The 19,243-nt window shown below is 58.0% G+C and carries 17 protein-coding genes; 10 read left to right on the top strand and 7 right to left on the bottom strand.

Going from position 1 to position 19,243, the window contains the following annotated elements; translation table 11 throughout:
• Window position 1 precedes the first annotated feature (1 nt).
• Window positions 2-520, bottom strand: a complete 519-nt coding sequence (locus tag ABY734_RS12670) for a hypothetical protein (protein ID WP_372779609.1) — start codon at window positions 518-520, stop codon at window positions 2-4.
• Window positions 521-661: 141 nt separating this feature from the next.
• On the opposite strand from ABY734_RS12670, the gene ABY734_RS12665 reads away from it, so the two are divergent.
• Complete coding sequence (locus ABY734_RS12665; protein ID WP_372779608.1) at window positions 662-1,741, top strand: AraC family transcriptional regulator ligand-binding domain-containing protein; 1,080 nt, start codon at window positions 662-664, stop codon at window positions 1,739-1,741.
• Between the two features lie 39 nt (window positions 1,742-1,780).
• Here ABY734_RS12665 and ABY734_RS12660 read toward each other — a convergent pair whose 3' ends face one another.
• The 6 genes from ABY734_RS12660 to ABY734_RS12635 form a co-directional block, all read right to left on the bottom strand.
• A complete protein-coding gene (locus tag ABY734_RS12660) occupies window positions 1,781-3,088 on the bottom strand; it encodes a glycoside hydrolase (protein ID WP_372779607.1) in 1,308 nt (435 codons plus the stop codon).
• A 369-nt stretch (window positions 3,089-3,457) separates the two neighbouring features.
• Window positions 3,458-4,960, bottom strand: coding sequence for an amidase family protein (locus ABY734_RS12655; protein WP_372779606.1), 1,503 nt, complete (start codon window positions 4,958-4,960; stop codon window positions 3,458-3,460).
• A gap of 34 nt (window positions 4,961-4,994) precedes the next feature.
• A complete protein-coding gene (locus ABY734_RS12650) occupies window positions 4,995-5,756 on the bottom strand; it encodes an SDR family oxidoreductase (RefSeq protein ID WP_372779605.1) in 762 nt (253 codons plus the stop codon).
• Window positions 5,757-6,017: 261 nt separating this feature from the next.
• Window positions 6,018-6,980 carry an NAD-dependent epimerase/dehydratase family protein gene (locus ABY734_RS12645; protein ID WP_372779604.1) on the bottom strand — a complete coding sequence of 321 codons (963 nt, stop codon included), beginning with the start codon at window positions 6,978-6,980 and terminating at the stop codon, window positions 6,018-6,020.
• 82 nt (window positions 6,981-7,062) lie between these two features.
• The gene (locus ABY734_RS12640; RefSeq protein ID WP_372779603.1) at window positions 7,063-8,172 is read right to left on the bottom strand and encodes a threonine-phosphate decarboxylase; all 1,110 of its coding nucleotides are present in this window, start codon (window positions 8,170-8,172) and stop codon (window positions 7,063-7,065) included.
• 43 nt (window positions 8,173-8,215) lie between these two features.
• A complete protein-coding gene (locus ABY734_RS12635) occupies window positions 8,216-9,166 on the bottom strand; it encodes a cobalamin biosynthesis protein (protein WP_372779602.1) in 951 nt (316 codons plus the stop codon).
• Between the two features lie 277 nt (window positions 9,167-9,443).
• On the opposite strand from ABY734_RS12635, the gene ABY734_RS12630 reads away from it, so the two are divergent.
• Genes ABY734_RS12630 through ABY734_RS12590 form a run of 9 tightly spaced genes read left to right on the top strand, consistent with a single transcriptional unit; the run spans window position 9,444 to window position 19,216 of the window.
• On the top strand, window positions 9,444-10,625 hold the full coding sequence (locus tag ABY734_RS12630) for an ATP-binding protein (protein WP_372779601.1): 1,182 nt from the start codon (window positions 9,444-9,446) through the stop codon (window positions 10,623-10,625).
• Complete coding sequence (locus ABY734_RS12625; protein ID WP_372779600.1) at window positions 10,601-12,259, top strand: PAS domain S-box protein; 1,659 nt, start codon at window positions 10,601-10,603, stop codon at window positions 12,257-12,259. Before ABY734_RS12630 ends, ABY734_RS12625 begins: the two co-directional genes overlap by 25 nt.
• Entirely contained in the window at window positions 12,256-13,218 is a 963-nt protein-coding gene (locus tag ABY734_RS12620) for a hydrogenase (RefSeq protein WP_372779599.1), read from the top strand. Before ABY734_RS12625 ends, ABY734_RS12620 begins: the two co-directional genes overlap by 4 nt.
• Window positions 13,219-13,240: 22 nt before the next feature.
• The gene (locus ABY734_RS12615; protein ID WP_372779598.1) at window positions 13,241-14,836 is read left to right on the top strand and encodes a nickel-dependent hydrogenase large subunit; all 1,596 of its coding nucleotides are present in this window, start codon (window positions 13,241-13,243) and stop codon (window positions 14,834-14,836) included.
• Between the two features lies 1 nt (window position 14,837).
• Window positions 14,838-15,437, top strand: a complete 600-nt coding sequence (locus tag ABY734_RS12610; protein ID WP_372779596.1) for a hydrogenase maturation protease — start codon at window positions 14,838-14,840, stop codon at window positions 15,435-15,437.
• Window positions 15,434-15,991: a hypothetical protein gene (locus ABY734_RS12605; protein WP_372779595.1), complete on the top strand. Its 558-nt coding sequence runs from the start codon at window positions 15,434-15,436 to the stop codon at window positions 15,989-15,991. The genes ABY734_RS12610 and ABY734_RS12605 overlap by 4 nt, the downstream gene beginning before the upstream one ends.
• Window positions 15,988-18,306 (top strand): carbamoyltransferase HypF, encoded by a 2,319-nt coding sequence (gene hypF, locus ABY734_RS12600; protein WP_372779594.1) that lies wholly within the window; start codon window positions 15,988-15,990, stop codon window positions 18,304-18,306. Before ABY734_RS12605 ends, hypF begins: the two co-directional genes overlap by 4 nt.
• A complete protein-coding gene (locus ABY734_RS12595) occupies window positions 18,306-18,566 on the top strand; it encodes a HypC/HybG/HupF family hydrogenase formation chaperone (protein WP_372779593.1) in 261 nt (86 codons plus the stop codon). The genes hypF and ABY734_RS12595 overlap by 1 nt, the downstream gene beginning before the upstream one ends.
• Window positions 18,563-19,216 (top strand): SIS domain-containing protein, encoded by a 654-nt coding sequence (locus tag ABY734_RS12590; protein WP_372779592.1) that lies wholly within the window; start codon window positions 18,563-18,565, stop codon window positions 19,214-19,216. The genes ABY734_RS12595 and ABY734_RS12590 overlap by 4 nt, the downstream gene beginning before the upstream one ends.
• The last annotated feature ends 27 nt before the right edge of the window (window positions 19,217-19,243 follow it).

The raw sequence follows: 19,243 nt of genomic DNA, 5'->3' as shown, positions 1-19,243 counted from the left end.
ACTAACTCTCTGAAGCCTGAAACTCGGGAATATCAGCACACACCGCCAGATGAATCATCGGCGGAACCATGCAGCCTGCAACAAGGCCGGCCCACACACCTTTGGTAAGCGCAAACATCATGGGAGAAAGGCTGTCTATCTGCAGCAAAGCCATCGCGGCCGCGGTCGGGGGAACAAACAACGCGGCGCCGATAAGGCCCAGCAGCAGAGCACTGAGACTCAGATGGCGACGCGCCAGAAAGCGAATAAACTGGCCATAGGCGTTAAAGGGCAGCGGCAGTGGCGCTAACTTACCTTGCCGGACCTTGCGCCGGGACAGAGGCACCACGATCAGAGTCACAATAAACAGCAGGATTAGCCCGGTGGCGAAAAAGTCTACCAGCAGACCCTGTCCACCCCACACCGGAATCATCTCTTTCGTCCGAACGAGAAACCACGCAATCACGCCATTGAAGAAACAATTGGTGATACCATTGGTGACGGCCTCATGGCGCACCTGCACCCCAAACTCGGTACTCATTTCGCTCCCCCTTGAGAGGTGTGTATTGATGTTCCCACAGTGTAGTTAAGGCCGGATTCGCCAACAGCACAAATTGTCGCATTTTCACCGTCATTTAAGTTCACTGCGGCAAGTTATTCATATCACTGGAAAAAGACGGGCATGAGCAAGGGCAAGGAACACATCACCCAGGCGGGAAAATTTCAGCGACTGTTGGATTACCTGGAAAAAATTGGTCTCAACGCGGAAGAGCTGGCCCGCTCGGCCAACCTTAACCGCACCGAAGTGGACGCGATGGATCGCCATGCGGCGCTCTCCAGCTACAGCTATTCTCGGCTTTACGAGGCCGCCGCCCAGGAAATGCAGAACCTGGATATGGCCCTGCCTTGGGGTGCGGGCATAGGTACCGACGTGTTCCGCTTTATGTGCTACAGCGTTATCACCTGCCACACCCTGCGCGACGCCCTTTACCGCGCCGCCCGCTTCGAACGCATGATGCAACCGCAAACCGGCCACCGCATCGAGCTGATTGAAGAAAGCGACATGGCCGCTCTGCACTACCTCATTAACAGCGACGCTGCCAACCGCACGTACGCCCCCGACGAGTGGGACCGAACCCTCTACATCGACACCGTAGCCAAGGCCTCCGGCCTGCGTATCTGGTACGTATTTATGGGCTGGCTGATCGGCCGCAATATCGACCTCGACCGGGTCACGATCTCTGCGCCCAATGTATCCGAAGCCTATGCCGACAGCCTGCGCAATGTCTTTCAGGTGAATGTGGATTTTGATCAAGAGCTGACCGCGCTTTACTTCACCGCCGAACAGCTTGACCATCATATGATTCACACGCCCGAATCGCTGGACGAGTTCCTTGATAACGCGGTGTACACCATGATTGTGCAGGACAGCCGCCCTGCGAGTACCGGCGCGGCCATCAAATCCCTGCTGGCCAAATCCCCTACCGGTGCGCCGCCCACCTTCGAAGCAATGGCTGATTACCTTCACCTCTCACCGTCAAGTCTGCGACGACGACTGCAGAAAGAAGGAACCAGCTATCAGGAATTGAAAGACCGCTATCGCCGCGATCTGGCGATACGCTATCTGCGCGATGAGAAACTGAAGATTCACGAAATTGGCGAGATGCTGGGATTTCTGGAACCCAGCTCATTTATCCGCTCATTCAAGGGCTGGACAGGGATGACGCCCAAGCAGTTTCGCAATCAGTCGGAAGAGGATTAAGAAGACCTCCTCCCTCGATCATCCCTACTTCAAAGCCGCTTAAGATTGCGCTGCTTCACAATACCAGAAGCTGATACTGTGAGGCGCAAGTATTCCGGTAAACCGTTTTTGGGGAAATTGCTGCAAGTTGACCTTGCCACCTTGAAAACGCAGTTTTTTGTCATTGAGACGCACGCGGCGGCTCGTCAGCTTCTTGGCGGTAAGGACATAACCGGAGGAAAGCCTTCCTCGCAACCCTTCAGGCAATTCCAGTTCTGTCGGGTGTGGCCTCAGATTAATAAGCAACATCATTTTATCTTTACCCGATTTGGCACTATGCAGGTAGCAACGCAGGTAGGGATCATTACTGTCGATAGCGTATACAGATTGCCCCATAAGCTGCCCCCACAGCCAGCTCACCCAATAGTCTGGCCGGGGTTTGAGCGTAAGCCGGGCAATCATTCCGTAATCACCGCCAAGTAGTGACTGACGCACCATCACTTTTTGACCATAGCGGGCGCCCATACCGAGTTGGTCCGCCCACCAAAAACTGGACACCCAGCGATCGGACAGCCCCGGCTGACCACCGCACTGGGCGGACCCGGTTTCTCCAGCCCACAACTCAGCCTGAGGCTGGTAACGCTTGCGCAGTGAGCTCAGGCGTTTGCTATAGCGCCGAAAGTATTCAAATGACTTGGGGTCAAGCAGGTATTTAATGCGCGCCCGACGCGTGCGAACCGGACTGCGATCGCTCTGAAACGGATAGTAATGCCAGTCAACGATATCGATGGGCATTTTAAGATTCGCAAGAAAACGTGGCGTAATGTTGCTGATGGGTCGCACTGTTTCCCCCAGCTTGGGCCAGAAGGCACTGCCGGGGCCGGAGATTCGGGCATCCGGGAATAACGACTTGACCAGCTCGGTAAAGCGATCGTAGTCACGGGCCAGATTATCAGCACGTGGCTGAGACATCAGGCCGTGAAAGGCCCAATAGGCATTGAGCTCATTGCCCAGTTCAAATACGTCAATGCGATAGTTTTTTTGCTTACTGTATTCCAGTAGCGCCAGCACTTCCTGACCCTGCCAGCGCCCTTGATCACGGCGATTGAACAGCCCGTATTTGCAGGTAAAAACCAGCCTGAGCTGATTGCGCCGCACAAAGCTGTGGAGGTCATCCCATTGCTCACGAGTCAGTACCAGCGAGTCAGGCTCGCTGTCAGGCTTATCGAGATAGTGAACCTTGTCGGCCTCCGAACCGCCCACGCGCAGGTACGCTGGACCAAGCAGCTGTACGAACTTGTCCAGTTTCTTGATGTTCAGGTTAATCGGCGATATTCGCAGTGTACCGAGGCCGCGGCGGGTATCCATGGCCCCCTCCCACCAATGCCCTCCGGCCAGAAGGGAAATATCAATCGAAAACGACAGGTAGCGCGTGTCGATTTCAGCAATGGGCTGGCTGCAGGTTTGAGTAAGTTTTACTGGGTTTACAGGCTTTCGAGGCCGGTGTCGCTGGACCAGTCGGGCTAATGCGTCAGCGACGAACTTACTGATCCTTTGGTACAACGACATAGCGCCCTGTTCGTAAGAATGGATTCCCCAAAGACAGGATTGAAACTCACGAAGGTTACAGGCAAATGTCTTTATGAGGAAAACGCCCCCGACATTCAGGCCACTGCAGCGAGACGATGCAGAAAAGGGCACCTCTTGTCAGGCTTCAAATAAATCCCTTTCTCAAGCTCAAACTGGCGGGGAAGGTCTCTTATCCCACCAGGGCGCGGCCTTTTCGAGCTGAGCTGCCAGTCGCACCAGAGTGTCTTCTTCCGCGTAACGCCCGGCAAACTGTACACCGACCGGCAGGCCGGAACGACTCCAGTGCAGCGGCACACTCATGGCGGGCTGGCCGGTAAAGTTGTAGAGCAGGGTGAACAGGCTGTACATGGACGACTTCCGGTCTACCACCGCCTGCGGCTGTATCGGCCCCAGCTCCCCGACTTTTGCCGGCAGGATCGGCAATGTCGGAGACAGAATGATGTCGTAGTTTTTCATAAACTCGGCGATCTGCCAGTGCACTTTCACCTGCAGACTGCGGGCCGCCAGTATTTCTTCACCCGACACGTTTTTGTACTGGTGGTAGCGCGCCCAGTTAATCGGCTCAATATCGTTCTCAGTGACTTTGCGCCCCAGCACTTTTTCGCGCGCCTGAATGGACAGGTTACTGCTCAGCGAGAGCAGATTGCCGGCGGCCATGTAGGTGGCCATACCATCAACCGGCAGCGTCACCTCTTCCACCGAGTGACCCAGTGACTGACAAAGCAGAGCCGCCTTCTCTACCGCCTCCGCGCATTCCGGGTCAACCGGCACATCAATCACCGGGGTTTTCATCAACCCTATGCGCAATTTGCCGGGCGCTCTGCCAATCTCCTCGAAGTAAAGCCGCTGCGGCGCGCGAATGGACCCGTAGCCGCCCGGCTCCGGGCCGCGACTGATATCCAGCAACAGGGCGCTGTCGCGCACACTGCGGCTGATCACGTGCTGGGTTGCCATACCATTGCCGTCGCCCTTGGCCGGCCCCAGCGGGGTGCGAAAGCGGCTGGGTTTCAGGCCGAACAAACCGCAGGCCGATGCCGGAATGCGGATTGAGCCGCCACCGTCGTTGCCGTGAGCCACCGGCAGAATACCCGCCGCCACCGCCGCCGCCGAGCCGCCGGAGGAACCGCCGGGGCTATGGGCCAGGTTCCAGGGGTTGCGGGTGTCTCCCCACAGCAGGGTTTCAGAGACCGTGTTTTTGCCGAACTCCGGGGTCGCAGTTTTGCCGAAAATCACCAGCCCGGCCTTGCGATAGCGCTCCACCAGATAGCTGTCGCGCTCGGCAACCGCGTTGGCGAAAAAACGACTGCCTTCACTGGTTACGGTTCCGCCAAGATAGGTGTTCAAATCCTTGATCAAAAACGGGACGCCAGCCAGTGGCCCGTTAACCCCTTTCTCAATCTCGCTGCGGGCAAAGTCCAGATGCGTCATCACCACCGCATTGAGCCCAGGATTCCAGCTCTGCAGTCGCACCAGGGCTTCGTTGAGCAGCTCCGTTGGGGTGATATGGCCGGCTCGCACCAGACTCCCCATCTGGGTGGCATCCCAATCATCGTAGCTGCCGGAGGTATCCAGCGTGGCACAGCCGGACAGGGCAGAGCCTGCGGCAAGCAAAGAAGAAGATTTCAGAAACTGACGACGGTTTGGAGTCATAACACAAAGCTCAATGGTGTGGGCAAATAGACTTTCAGAAACTGTCAGGGCGCAGCATGGCGTCGTGACCGCCATCGACAAACAATACCGAGCCGCAAACGAAGCTGGCGTCATCACTCAACAGGTAGTTGACCGCCTTGGCGATGTCTTCCGGTTCGCCGGCGCGCTTGAGGGGAATGCTGTCCAGAAACTGCTTGATGGCATCCGCGTAGGCCGGGTCACTGGCAACGCTTTCGGTCATTGGCGTACGGGTGTAGCCCGGCGCTACCGCATTCAAACGAATACCATCAGCCGCATAGCTTTGGGTATTGCGACGCATCCAGCGGGCAATCGCCTGTTTGGAACCGCTGTAGAGGGGGTGACCGTCGGTGTCTTCCGCTATGGCCCGGGCAGCCGCTTCATCGCCCGCCAGCAGAGCGTCCACGTAATCCTGACGGGTTTCCATGGGCGCAGAGTTGGAAGCGATCAGTACCACAGAGCCACGGCGGGCGCGCAGCAGATCGCGCAGGCCATCAACCAGCTCGACACTGCCAAAGTAATTCACCGAAGGAATCAGAGGTTTTACCGGCACCGAGCCGGAAACCCCGGCACAGGCGATAAAGCCATCCAGACCATCACTGGCCCGCGCCTTGATGCCCGCCAGCGCCTCTGCCCTGCCCTCAGCGGTTGACAGATCAGCGTTGATGTCCGCGTCCTTCACGTCAACCACAATCAACTGGTGACCCGCGCTGACAAGGCTTTTGCGAATCGCGGCGCCGATACCGGTGGCACCGCCGGTCATGGCATAGCTTCCCATGGTGGCATTCTCCTTTGAATTTGGAGAGATAGTAGGAAGTGCCCACCATAACAGAAACCACAAAAGCGCCGGTTTTCATAAACATTTTCGGCGCACGCTCTGCTCAGGCGGTAGTTTTTGACAACAATATCGGTGTTTTCAGGCCTGTTGCGGGATTGTTCGCGCTCATAAACTGGGCGATATAGAAAACGGCCTGTGCCGCTTTTCCCATCCAGCCTGTTCGCCCGCCATTTGGCGGGCTCTTTTTTGTCTGAAGTTTAACTATCGATAAGGTGAGCGCGAGGCCAGAACAGGCCGAATCAGCGGACCGAAGAGTTTGATCACGTAGTAAAGCAGGCCGACGCTTTTGCGACTGTGTGACAGGCTTTCAGCCAGACTGTGCCGCTGAAACTGCAGTAACCGCTGACTTTCTTCCGTATCCAGAAAATCGCCGTAAAAAGCCGGTGTGCCTTTCTTGAATATATTGTCGGGCAAAGGCGGAATGCCGTAGGCACCGAGGATACCGTCGTTAAATTCCTTGCCGGTACACTGGCAGCTGGGCCCACCGCCCAGCAAAAGATGCTTGCCGATGGCCTCATCGCAAAATACCGCATTGGCAAAAGCCAGAGCGCAGTCCGCTGGGTGTACGTATTCGATGCGGGTATCGACCGCGATATCAAAGATCATGGCAAAATCGTGGTTGCCGCCCACAAACTTCACTTCAACCGGTGGCGCCACACTGATGCGCAATATGCTCCAGTCCAGACTGGAGGCGTGAATGGCCTTTTCACAGGCCAGCTTGGTCTCGCCGTAGTAATCATCGGGCCGGTATGGGCTGTCGGCGGTCAGCGGCGGCTCCCGATCCTGCAGCTTGCCGTAAACCGCAACGCTGGAAGCAAAAATCAGGCGTTTTACGCCCTGCGCCTCCATCGCAGCAATCAGGTTTTTGGTGGCCTCAACATTCACCTTGTCCGCCAGGGCGTGATTGGTTTCGGTGACTGGTGGAATAACCGCGGCCAGATGGATAACCGTATCCACACCGATCAGGGCTTCTTCCCAAACCGCGGGCTGGGTAATGTCGCCCCATACCGCTTTGATGCGCTGGTCGTAGCGCCTGGCAACCGCCTCGGTGCCGGGCAGCTTCCGATCCAGGCAAACCAGTTCGCAGCCACGTTCAAGCAGATAATCGATGGTGTAAGTGCCGATGTTACCGAATGCTCCGGTAAGCAGAATACGCTGTGCCACAGCTCCGCCCTCTTTTTTCAGTAGCCTCATGGTATAGAGAGGCAATACAGGACAACAAGCGAATCAGGTGCTCAAGGCGATATCAATTTGAGCCACTTGATAAACCACCTTGAATACTGGCCAGAGCACCCTGCAGACGCTCCAGCTGATCTGCTTTCGCCAGACCTACACGCAGCCAGGCATGCTCCGGGTGCTGACGATAGTAACGAAGGGCTACTCGCTCCGACAGCAGCGCAGAAACCAGACGCTCAGCCCTGTGATGGCTCAGCCGCATACTAGTGAACAGGGGAGTCTGGACAAGCGTGGTCTCGGGAAAGGCTTGCCGCAAACAGGCATACTGGGCATCACTCAACTGGCGCAGCTTTGTACGTCTGTCATTCTGCCATGCAATATCCGTCAACAATTGCGGTCCGGCCCACAGGGCCGCTGCCGAGACCGGCCAGGGTCCAAGCTGATCGTCCAGTTGGCGAAGCAGCTCGGGTGCCGCCAGGGCAAAACCCAACCGCAGACCGGGCAGGCCGAAGAATTTACCCGCTGAACGCAAAATAATCAGCCCGGGCATATCCAGCAGGCTGATCAGTGAAGCATCCGGCGTCGGGTCTATAAAGGCCTCATCCACCACAATCCAGGCATCAGCCTTGAGGGTGGCGCGCCAGTATTGCAGGTCATCGGTGTTGATATAGTGACCCGTTGGGTTATTCGGATGAATCAGCACCAGCACATCGGCGTGGGTGTCGACAATCCGCCGGGCCAGACTTTCCCGCTCCGGATAAGCGTAACTGCTGCAGTGATGACCTTCACGCACCCACCACTGCCGGTGCTCAGCGTAGCCCACCTCCGGCAGCAGGACTCGCGAAGACTGACGGCAACGCGGCAGAACCTGAATAATCGCCTGCGAACCGGAGCAGGCCAGAATGTTCTCGAGCTGCATACCAAAATATCCGGCCGCAGCCTGCAACAGGGGTTCTGTATGGTAGGGCAAACCCGTCAGGACCTCAGGCGGCATGGCAGGTAATGGATAGGGCTCCGGGCTGACCGCCGACGACAGATCGAGGAGTGATTCCGGAGATATCCCGAGCGCCTCAGACAGAGCTTCGGGATTACCGCCGTGCTCGCACAGCAGCTCCCAGGTGGGGCTGTCAGCTGATACACGCAATGCCTGCGAGGACTTATCCGGACTGCCAAAGTTCAAGGTGGTCTCCAATTAAAACGCTATTCCAATCAAGCTGCCGCGCTCACCATTGCCTCGGGCCTGCCAATACAATAAGCACCGCCAGAATGACCACAGCCAACGCAATCGCGCGGCGCTGCAAGCGAAAACAGACCTCAATATCACCCGGCTGCGGGCTGCGGCCGCAACCGAGGCGTGGCCGCTCCTCTGTACCCTCGGCATAGCGCGCTGCCCCGCCAACGCTAAGCCCTAAGGCGGCAGCACCAGAGGCCATCACCGACCCCGCGTTAATACTTTTCCAGTGCCGGCCCTGCTGCCACCAGGCGCGAAAGGCCGCCAGACGACTGCCCGGCTCAGCCACCAGACAGAACAGCAGGCTTAACAGTTGGGCCGGAACAAAGGCCAGCAGATCGTCCAGCCGGGCGGCACTGCGTCCAAAGTACAGAAAACGTTCGTTGCGATAACCCCACATGGCGTCGAGGGTATTGGCAAGACGGTGTAACACGACGCCGGGGCTGCCCGCCAGGGCATACCAGAACAGGGACGCAAACACCGCGTCGTTGCTGTTTTCAAGACTGGTTTCCACCACCGCCTTGACCAGATCCTGTTCGCTGGCAGTGGCCGTCTCACGGCTGACAATTCTGGCTGTGGCGTGACGCGCCTCAGCAAGCTCTCCCTTGAACAAGGGGTCTCTGACGGCCATTGCATGCTCAAACAGGCTACGCCGACCCAGCGCAAAATAGAGTACCAGGCTGTCAAAAAGCCACACCAATACCCCCATCTGCTCACCCAACCACCAGACAAAAAAGATCCAGGGCAGTAAAGCCAGCAACATCGCCAGCGCCCCCAACAGCAGCAGGGCGCTCGAACTGCGCGAGGCCGAAGCGTTCAGGCGCTGTTCCAGCCAGCCGGCGTAACGGCCAAAAAACACCAGTGGATGGCCGCGCCGAAGCTCTCCCCACCAGCGATCGAGAACCAGTGCCGTCAGCCATACTGCAAGCAGGCCAATTGTCATAATCGACCCAACATATAGTCGCGGGCTGGCTGGGTGAGCTTGCGGGGCATCAGGTCACACCGTCTTGAAGGAGCGCGAGACTGTAGCCAGCCGCCCCGGGAGCGTCAAGCCTGCACAAAGCGATCCGGAACGAGAACTAGGCGTAAGTACCTATTAACAGTCTATACTGAAGTTGTAACTATCATGACTCAGGAGCTTCAACGCGGCTCCCTGACGCATACTCAGCTCCGCCAATCGAGCCCCAATCAGGCAGATCGGCGACAGGACGGAGCAGCACATGCCGACGGACGAAGACTCGCTCCCGCTGCAGTTGGCCGAGGAATCCATCCCCACCGAGGAAAGCACTTCGGTGTGGACTATTCTGGTTGTCGACGACGAAGCGGATGTTCACGCGGTCACCGACATGGTTCTTGAAAAGCAGATGGTGCTCGGCCGGCGCCTGGAGTTCCTGCACGCCTATTCTGCGGAAGAAGCCATCACACACCTTGATAAAGCTCCTGACATTGCTGTGATCCTGCTCGATATTGTGATGGCGCGAGATACCGACGGACTGGATGTAGCGCGTTATGTCCGCACCCACTACGACAACCCCCACACACGTATAATTGTGCGCACCGGCCAACCGGGGATGCTTCACGAAAGCGAAGCTGCGTCTGATTACGGTGTCAATTACTACGAGCCCAAAACCCAATTAACCTCGGAGCGACTGCGTGCTGTTGTGCACATGGCGCTGGACAGTTACCGCGCTTCATTGGCGCTGGATGAAACTAATCGCAAACTGCGTGAAGTGATTGCCGATGTCGAACTGTTCAGTCACGCCATTGCCCATGATATTCGTGGGCCAGCTCGCAACCTGCATATGCTGTCCGAGCTCCTCGGCGATGAATTGCAGGATGCTCCCAGCAGCACAAGGGAGCTCGTAGAAGCATTGCAGGAACGCAGTAGCCAGCTGTTAACCATGCTGGAGCAACTGCTATCGCTCTCACAAATGGGCAAGGACAGTCTCCACCCGACCCAGCTTGATATGGCCGAACTGGTCGATGACGCCGTCAGCGCCTTTCGCACTCGACTTGTTGACGAAAACCCGCCGGTTACGGTCAGTGGTGCCGGACAGGCCTGCGCCGACCGTCAAACCATCGCCATGGTCATCAACAACCTGCTAGACAACGCCGCCAAGTACCGCAGCCCCGATCGCCCGCTGTCGATAGACATAACAATTCGAGAATCAGATACCCACTGCGAGGTGATTATCAAGGACAACGGGCTCGGCATTCCGACGGAAAAACTTGAGGATGTGTTCCTGCCCTTCCGACGCGCGTCCCGAGATGAACAAACAGAGGGCAGTGGCATCGGGCTGGCACTGTGCAAGCGGATTGTCGACCTTCACATGGGCACCATCAGGGCAACATCAGATCAGCCGCAGGGAACAAGTATATGCCTGGCCCTACCCCGCAGCTAAGCCTGACTCGAAAAGCCACAAACGGGCTTCACGATGCATGGCTGGCTATTTTCAACAGCTCCAGCATTGCTCTTTACAGTGTCGATCGGGACGGAATCATTGCTTACTGGAACCCTGGTGCCTGCGCAGTGTTTGGCTGTAGCGAACAGGATATGCTGAACCGCAACTGGCTTGAGCTCGCACCCGCTGAAAGTATCAGTGTCCTGAACAAGACCCTGGCGAAGGTTTTGCGGGGCCGTTCCGTCCCGGAAGAGGTGGTATCCTTCAAGCGCAAGGATGGCTCACTGTTCTTCGGCCGCTTCTCAGTACACCCCATACATAGCCCTGAAGACGATAGCACCATTGAAGGTGCGATTGTACTCACCACCGACAGCAGCGAATTGATAGCCGCCGATCTGAAATTGAAAGATCGGGCGAATCAGATAAAGGCCATCGTTGAAACCGTCGTAGACGCCATCATCACCATCGACAACCAGGGCATCATCGAGGCCGTCAACCCGGCGGTGGAACGCATCTTTGGCTATAAGGCACACGAGCTGATAGGCCTGAACGTATCAGCCCTGATGCCCTCTCCCTACCGCGAAGAGCACGACGGCTACCTCAAGCGCTTTCAGTCTACCCGCGAGCCGCGGGTAATCGGCATCGGCCGGGAAGTATCCGGGCAACGCAAAAACGGCGACGTGTTTCCCATGGATCTTGCAGTAAACGCCGTCACGATTGATGGTCGCGAATCCTATGTTGGTGTGGTCAAGGATATCTCCGAGCGCAAACAACACGAAGCGGAACTGCAGCGTCAATACGAGCGCACCGAGCAACTGAATACCGAACTGCAGGCTACTCTGGAGGAGTTGAGCCGAACCCAGCACGAGCTGGTGGAGGCGGAAAAACTCGCTGCACTCGGCAGCGTTGTCGCCGGTCTGGCCCATGAAATCAACACACCGCTGGGCGTATCCATGACCGCAGCGTCGCACCTCCAAGCGCTGTTCAGGCAACACTCGGCAGAACTACAGAGCCACCACCTGACTCAATCCGGCCTGGAGCGATTTTTTTCAGGCGGCGTCGAATCAACCGATTTGCTGCAGCGCAATCTGCAGCGCGCCGCTGAACTGGTGAACACCTTCAAACGACTCTCGGTCAGCACCCGTAGTGACAACCTTTGCAGCCTGACTGACGACCGCACTCTGGAAAATATCCTGTTTTCACTGACAGAGGAGTTGAAAAAAAATCAATGCGAGCTGCGAATCAATAACCGCCTTGAGCATCCCATTAAGCTGGATGCCGGCGCTCTGCGCGATGTGTTGCACAATATCGTCCTCAATGCTGCGATTCACGGTTACCAGGGCCAGGGTGGTGTGGTCTACATCGACATCAGCAGCAGGCCACAACAAGTGACCTTCGCTGTGCGCGACGAAGGCGTCGGTATGAGTGAAGAAGTCGCCGACAAAATTTTCGAGCCCTTCTTCACCACCCGTCGCAACAAAGGCGGCTTGGGTCTTGGTCTGCATCTGACCTACAACCTGATCAAACAGACCTTGCGCGGTAGTATCAAAGTTAAAACGGCCCCAGGTCAGGGTACTTGCTTCGTGCTGGACGTTCCCTCAGCTGATCAACCCAACAGGAGCCCGGCCCCATGACAAACCTGCTCTGGCTGCAAGGCGGTGCCTGCTCCGGTAATACCATGTCGTTTCTCAACGCCCAGCAACCCAGTTTTGTGGAATTGGTGCGCGAGTTTGATATCAATATTCTGTGGCACCCCTCCCTGAGCCCGGAGCTGGGCGACGCGGTGCAGGATATCCTCAAAGGCTGCTGCGACGGCAGCATTCCGCTGGACATCTTCGTCTACGAAGGCACGGTGATTAATGGCCCGGACGGAACGGGCCGCTGGAATCGCTTTGCAGGCAAACCCATGAAAGACTGGGTCAACGATCTGGCGGATCAAGCGCGTTATCTGGTTGCCATCGGCGACTGCGCCAGCTGGGGCGGCATCCCGGCCACGGCGCCCAATCCCACTGACTCCGAGGGGCTGCAATATCTCAAGAAAAAACGTGGCGGTGCACTCGGCACTGCCTATATCAGTCAGGGTGGTCTGCCGGTGATCAACATTCCCGGCTGCCCGGCCCACCCCGACTGGATTTCGCAGATACTGGTTGCCCTGGCCACAGGCAGAGCGCGGGATATCGGGCTGGACGAGCTGCAGCGGCCGAAGACCTTTTTTAGCACCTTTACCCAGACCGGCTGTACTCGCAATATGCACTACACTTACAAGATTGCAGCCACCGAGTTTGCCCAGCGCAAGGGCTGCCTCTACTACGACCTGGGCTGCCGCGGGCCGGTAACACGCTCGTCGTGCAATCGCATACTCTGGAACCGGCAATCATCGAAGACTCGGTCCGGCATGCCCTGTATTGGCTGTACCGAACCGGAGTTTCCATTTTTTGATCTTGCGCCGGGCACCGTATTCAAAAGCCAGACCGTCATGGGCCTGCCCCGCGACCTGCCGGAAGGTCTCGACAAAGTGGGCTATATGAAACTGACGGCGGCAGCCAAGGTGGCGGCGCCCCAGTGGGCCGAGGAAGACATATTTCTCGTATGAACAAACTAGAGGGAACAGGCCGTTGAGCAAAACGACACGACTGGATATCTCCCCGGTCGGGCGGGTGGAAGGCGATCTCGATGTGCGCGTGGATATTCGCGGCGGCGAAGTGGTGGATGCCTGGACCACAGCCGAACTTTTTCGCGGCCTGGAGATCATTCTCAAGGACAAGGATCCCCAGGCCGGGCTGATCATTACCCCGCGCGCCTGCGGTATCTGTGGTGCATCCCACCTCACCTGTGCCGCTTGGGCACTGGATACCGCCTGGGGAACGCAGGTGCCGCGCAACGCCATTCTGGCGCGCAATCTTGGTCAGATCGTGGAAAGCCTGCAGAGTTTTGTACGACATCACTACGGTCTGTTCCAGATCGATTTTACCAACCCCAAGTATTCGGGCAGCCCCTTCTACGAAGAAGCCGTGCGCCGCTGGAGTGCCTATACCGGCACCCACTACGAAATAGGTATCACCATTTCCGGTCGCCCGGTCGAGGTCTACGCCCTGTTCGGCGGCCAATGGCCCCACTCCAGCTTTATGGTCCCGGGCGGGGTAATGTGTGCGCCGACGCTTACCGATGTCACCCGCGCCTGGGCAATCATGGAGAACTTCCGCCGCGAATGGATTGAACCGATCTGGCTGGGCTGCTCCATCGATCGCTACAGCCAGATCAGCAGCTACGATGAGTTTCAGGCCTGGCTGGACGAGTCACCCGAGCACGCCAATTCGGACCTGGGCCTCTACTGGCGGATGGGGCTGGACATTGGGCTCGACAAGTTCGGTCGCGGCCACGACAAATTTCTCGCCTGGGGCTGCTTGCCCCACGAAGACCGCTACCAGCAGCCAACTATCATCGGGCGCAACGCAACCTTGCGGGTGCCCTCCGGCATTTACGATTTTGCCACCGACTCCCACAGCGAGGTCGACCACCGATTTGTGCGCGAAAACACACAGCGCGCCTGGTACGACGAAGGCAACGGCGATACCCACCCTTTCGACCGGGATACGCGGCCTCGTCACGACAACAGTATCAACCACGACGAGAAGTATTCCTGGAGCACAGCCGTGCTCTATGAAGGTCTGGGCCGGCTGGAAACCGGAGGCCTGGCGCGCAATCTTGTCGCTTCAAAGCAGCGCGAACCCTGGCAGGCCCACAACACCCTGGTGAGTGACATGATGCGCCATTTCGGCGGTTCCAGTCTGCTGCTCAGGCACTTTGCGCGCATGCATGAAGTGGTAAAACTTTACCGGGAAGCGGAGCACTGTCTGCGCGAGTTTCGGTTGCACGACACCTGGTATGAAAAACCCAAAGAAATCGATGGCCGCGGCTTCGGCGCCACCGAAGCCGCGCGCGGCGCACTGGCTCATTGGATTGATGTGCGCGACGGCAAAATCGCGAACTACCAGATTGTGTCCCCTACTACCTGGAATATTGGCCCGCGCGACGGCGAAGGCAATCGCGGTCCCCTGGAACAGGCACTCATCGGCACACCTGTCGCCAATCCGCGCGACCCGGTCGAAGTGGGTCAGGTGGCGCGTTCCTTTGATTCCTGCATGGTCTGTACCGTGCACGCCCACGATGCCAGCTCAGGGGAAGAACTGGCCCGCTTTCAGGTCACTTGATATGAGTGAATGTAAATTGAAAAACCCGGGGCCCGGCAAAGCGGAAGACACCTCACCCTTTACCGCCATCATTGCCTGTGGCAACAGCAACCGCAGTGACGACGGCGTTGCCAGCTATGTTGTACAGCAGCTTTCAAGCCTGCCTGCCCGAGCCGATATTCGTCTGTTTGATACCGGCACCAATGGCATGGAAGTCATGTTCAAAGCGCGCGGATGCAGCACCCTGATCCTGATTGACGCCAGCGACAGCGGGCAAGCCCCGGGAACCCTGTGCAAAGTGCCCGGCGCGGAGCTGGAACGTATTCCCGAACCGGGTCTGAACCTCCACAACTTTCGCTGGGAAAACGCCGTGTATGCAGGGCAACGCATTTTCGGTGACGAGTTTCCAAACGACATCAGCGTTTACCTGATTGAAGCTGAAAACCTGGGCCTAGGACTGACGCTAAGCGACACCGTAAGGGCTGCGGCGGACAGGCTTTGCGAGCAGCTGAGCGAACGCTATTGGCCGCAGGACTCGACCGCACTATCCCGCGCCGATATGACATTGCCGGATCGCTCAGCCGCCCACTCAATCTATCACTCAGGGAAACCAGACGTATGAAGCCCGCTGACGAAACACTGGAAACTCTGGCGAGCCGGATCGATAGTCTGAGCGAACAGTGTCAGCAACTGGCACCTGACAACGCCAAAATCGCGCTCGAGCTGCGCGACAGCGTCGAGGCCTTCCACAGACAGGCCCTGCAGGACCTGGTTTCACAGCTGGCCCGCGACCCCGCTGCCAATCGCGCCCTGCGTGAAGCCACTGCCAGCCCGGCGGTGTACACCCTGTTGCGCCGTCACGGCCTGATCAAGCCCTCACAACAGGAGCAGGTTCTTACGACGCTGGACGCTGTGCGAGCCGATCTTAAGCAGCACGGCGGCGATGTGCGGCTGTTAGAGATCACCGGCGACAAACGCGTGGTAATCGAAATGCTCGGCACCGCCGACCCAGGCGCAGCGCAGGCTATCGAGACGGCGCTGAGCACGGCCTGCGAGTGGATACAGACCATTGAGGTCATGCCGACCCAACAGAGCGGCGACGTTCAGGTAGTGCAGGTTATCAGTGCCGCGGAAGCCCGCGCTCGCGTCAGCGCCGCACAGGGAGAACATTCGTGACAAGCACTTCGACAGCCCTCGAAGTATCGCTCACGGGGCTGGTACAGGGCGTCGGTATGCGCCCGATGATCTATCGCCTGTCGCAGAGCAACGGGCTGACCGGCGAAGTGTTCAATTGCGGCGGTGAAGTGACCATTCGCTGGTTTGGAGAACGCAGCGCGATCCAGCGGGCATTACACGAACTGCGCGACCATCCGCCCCTTGGAGCGCAGATTGCGGGCATTGCTACGCGAGACCTCAACACGTCCGGCGCGCCCCATAAATTCGCCGTATGCCCAAGCCTTAGCGAGAAAAAAGCGGTACAGCTGATGCCCGATCGCGCCCTGTGCGAGCGCTGCCGCAGTGAGCTGTTTGATCCGGCTGATCGCCGCTATCACTATCCCTTTACTCACTGCACCGAATGCGGCCCCCGCTATACGGTGCTGGAGACTCTGCCCTGGGATAGAGCCAATACCTCACTGGCTGAATTCCCATTTTGCAAATGCTGCGAGACGGAGTACCACAATCCAGAAGACCGGCGCTTTCACGCCGAGCCCATCGCCTGCCCGGCCTGTGGCCCCGCTATTTCCTTCCGCTCCCCCGCCGGCGGCACCTTCAGCGCCGAATCGGCGATGAGCTCTGCAATAGCCGCCCTTAACGCCGGAGAGATTATCACCCTACAAGGCACCGGCTGTTTCCAGCTGGCCTGCAAGGCAAATAACGATCTGGCTATATCTCGTCTGAGAGCCCTTAAAAACCGCCCCCACAAACCACTAGCCATACTGTGTGCCAATCTCGCACAAGCCCAGAGTATTGCCCACATATCTCAACAGGAAGCGGAAGCACTGCGCTCGCCGGCAGCCCCTATCGTTTTAGTGCAGGCGTGCAAAGACCACACTTTAAACACAAAGCTTGCTCCCGATATGCCCCGACTCGGGATCATGCTGGCGCACTCCCCTTTGCATCACGTTCTGCTGGAAGGTCTTGATCACCCCATTGTGCTGACCAGTGCCAACTTTCCCGGTCGGCCCTCGCTCATCGACGCGGCTCAAGCCATTGAGTTCGCCAACCAACAGATAATCGGCATTCTCTGGCACAACCGCACAATCAAACAGCGCGCCGATGACTCCCTGGTTCAGCTGGTGGCCAATACCCTGCAGCCCCTGCGCCGGGCCCGTGGATATGCCCCCGCGCCGCTGCCGCTGCCTCCCGGCTTTGACGGCCAGGCTAGAGTACTCGCCCTCGGCGGCCACGAAAAAAACACCTTCTGCCTGCTTGGCGGCCAGGCGGTTCTCTCACCCTGGGTGGGCGATCTGGACAGCCCGGCGCTGCGTCAGGACTGGACAGCGCTGATTGAACAGCTCAGCACACTGCAGGGCTTCACACCAAGCCAACTTGCCTGCGACCAACACCCGGAATACTTCAGCACCCGTCATGCGCAAACCCTTGCGGAAGCATCGGGCTTGCAAGTACAGAGCATTTGGCATCATCACGCCCATGCCGCCAGTTGTCTGGCCGACAACCTGCGCCCTCTCAGCGCTGCGCCCATTCTCTGTGTGTGTTTTGACGGCAGCGGGCTGGGCGACGACGGCACACTTTGGGGTGGAGAATTTTTGCTGGCAGACTACCGCCGTTATCGGCGACTGGGGCACCTGCAGACATTTCCTCTGGTGGGTGGCGAACTGGCGGCGAGGCAACCCTGGCGCAATCTTTTCGCGCAACTGCACAGCCATCAGCTTGATCAGGTCGCCTGTGGTTTTAACGCGCTGACGGATAAACCACTGGCCAGCCTGTCCACGCAACTTCAGGCCGGCGTTAATTGCCCGGCCACCAGCTCCATTGGACGCTTGTTTGACGCCGTCGCCGCCGCGCTGAATATCAGTGACAATCACTACGAAGGCCAGGCCGCGATGCAGCTGGAAGCACTGGCGAGCGTCAGTCGTTGCGACTCTACGTATAGCCTGCCCGTTGTTGCGCTGGATTCAGGGCTTTCCCTCTCCACCGCCGAGCTGTGGCCATCGATCCGACAGGATCTGCAGGCGGGCGCGAGCCGCGAAGATATCGCCCGGCGTTTTCACAAGGGATTGGCTCAGAGCATTGCCGCGATAGCAACCGCGCTTTACGCTCAGGAAGATGAGTGGACTGAGCAAACCGTTGCGCTGACCGGCGGTGTATTTCAGAACATCACTCTGACAAACCTTACTGAGCAGGCACTGCGGGAAAAAGGCTTTCAGGTACTGCTGCATAGACAGGTGCCCGCCAACGACGGTGGACTGGCTCTGGGCCAGGCCTGCGTTGCCGCCGCTCGTTCACAACTGGCTAAGGAGACGACCTGATGTGCCTTGGCATACCCGCCCGGATAAGCGCCATTACCCACGCCGAACATAAACTGGCCTTGGTCAACGTGGGTGGCGTAAGCCGGGAAGTGAATCTGGCCTGTGTGGTTGAACCCGACACGCCCATTGCCGACTACATTGGCTGCTGGGTATTGGTCCACGTAGGCTTTGCAATGTCGATCATCGACGAGCAGGAAGCTGAGCTGACCTTGACCCTGTTAAAGCAGATCGGCGAAGCCGACGGAGCCTTTTCCGCATGACCGAACCACATAGCACTCTGCAGAAAATGTACCCTCATCTGAGAACGGACAAAGGTCTTGTGCCTGAGTTACGGGAATCCATCGCCCGCAAGTGTCGCGACAGCGTGGACACCAAACAGCAGTTCTTTGACCGCCATGCCGACACCCTGATCGACATGGCCAGCGCCCTTGCCGAAGTCTTTCAGCGCGGCGGCAAGCTACTGTGTATGGGAAATGGCGGTTCAAGTTGCGATGCCGCCCACCTGAGTGTCGAGTTCAACCATCCGGTCACCACCGGGCGCCCGGCACTGCCCGCTATCAATCTCTGCGCCGATATCGCCACGCTGACAGCGGTCGGCAACGATGTGGGTTTTTCCGCTATTTTCCAGCGCCAGGTTATGGCGCTCGGCCGCAGCGGGGATGCGCTGTTCGGCATTTCCACCAGCGGTGACTCCGCCAATTTGATTGACGCCTTTGCCGCCGCCCACGCGCAGAGCCTGCATACCTTTGCCCTGCTGGGTAGCGATGGCGGCGCCCTGGCGACACACCCCGCTGTGGAGCACTGCCTTGTGGTTAACAGTCACAGCGTCCATCGCATTCAGGAGACCCACGTTACCTGCTACCACATTCTGTGGGACCTGGTGCATACCCTGATGGCGGAGCGCCGCTGATGAATACGGAAGTCGATGCAGAAATGG

The organism is Litorivivens sp. (genome assembly GCF_041624475.1).
Taxonomy (GTDB): Bacteria; Pseudomonadota; Gammaproteobacteria; order Pseudomonadales; family Spongiibacteraceae; genus Litorivivens.
This window is presented reverse-complemented; position numbering and strand designations above follow the sequence as displayed.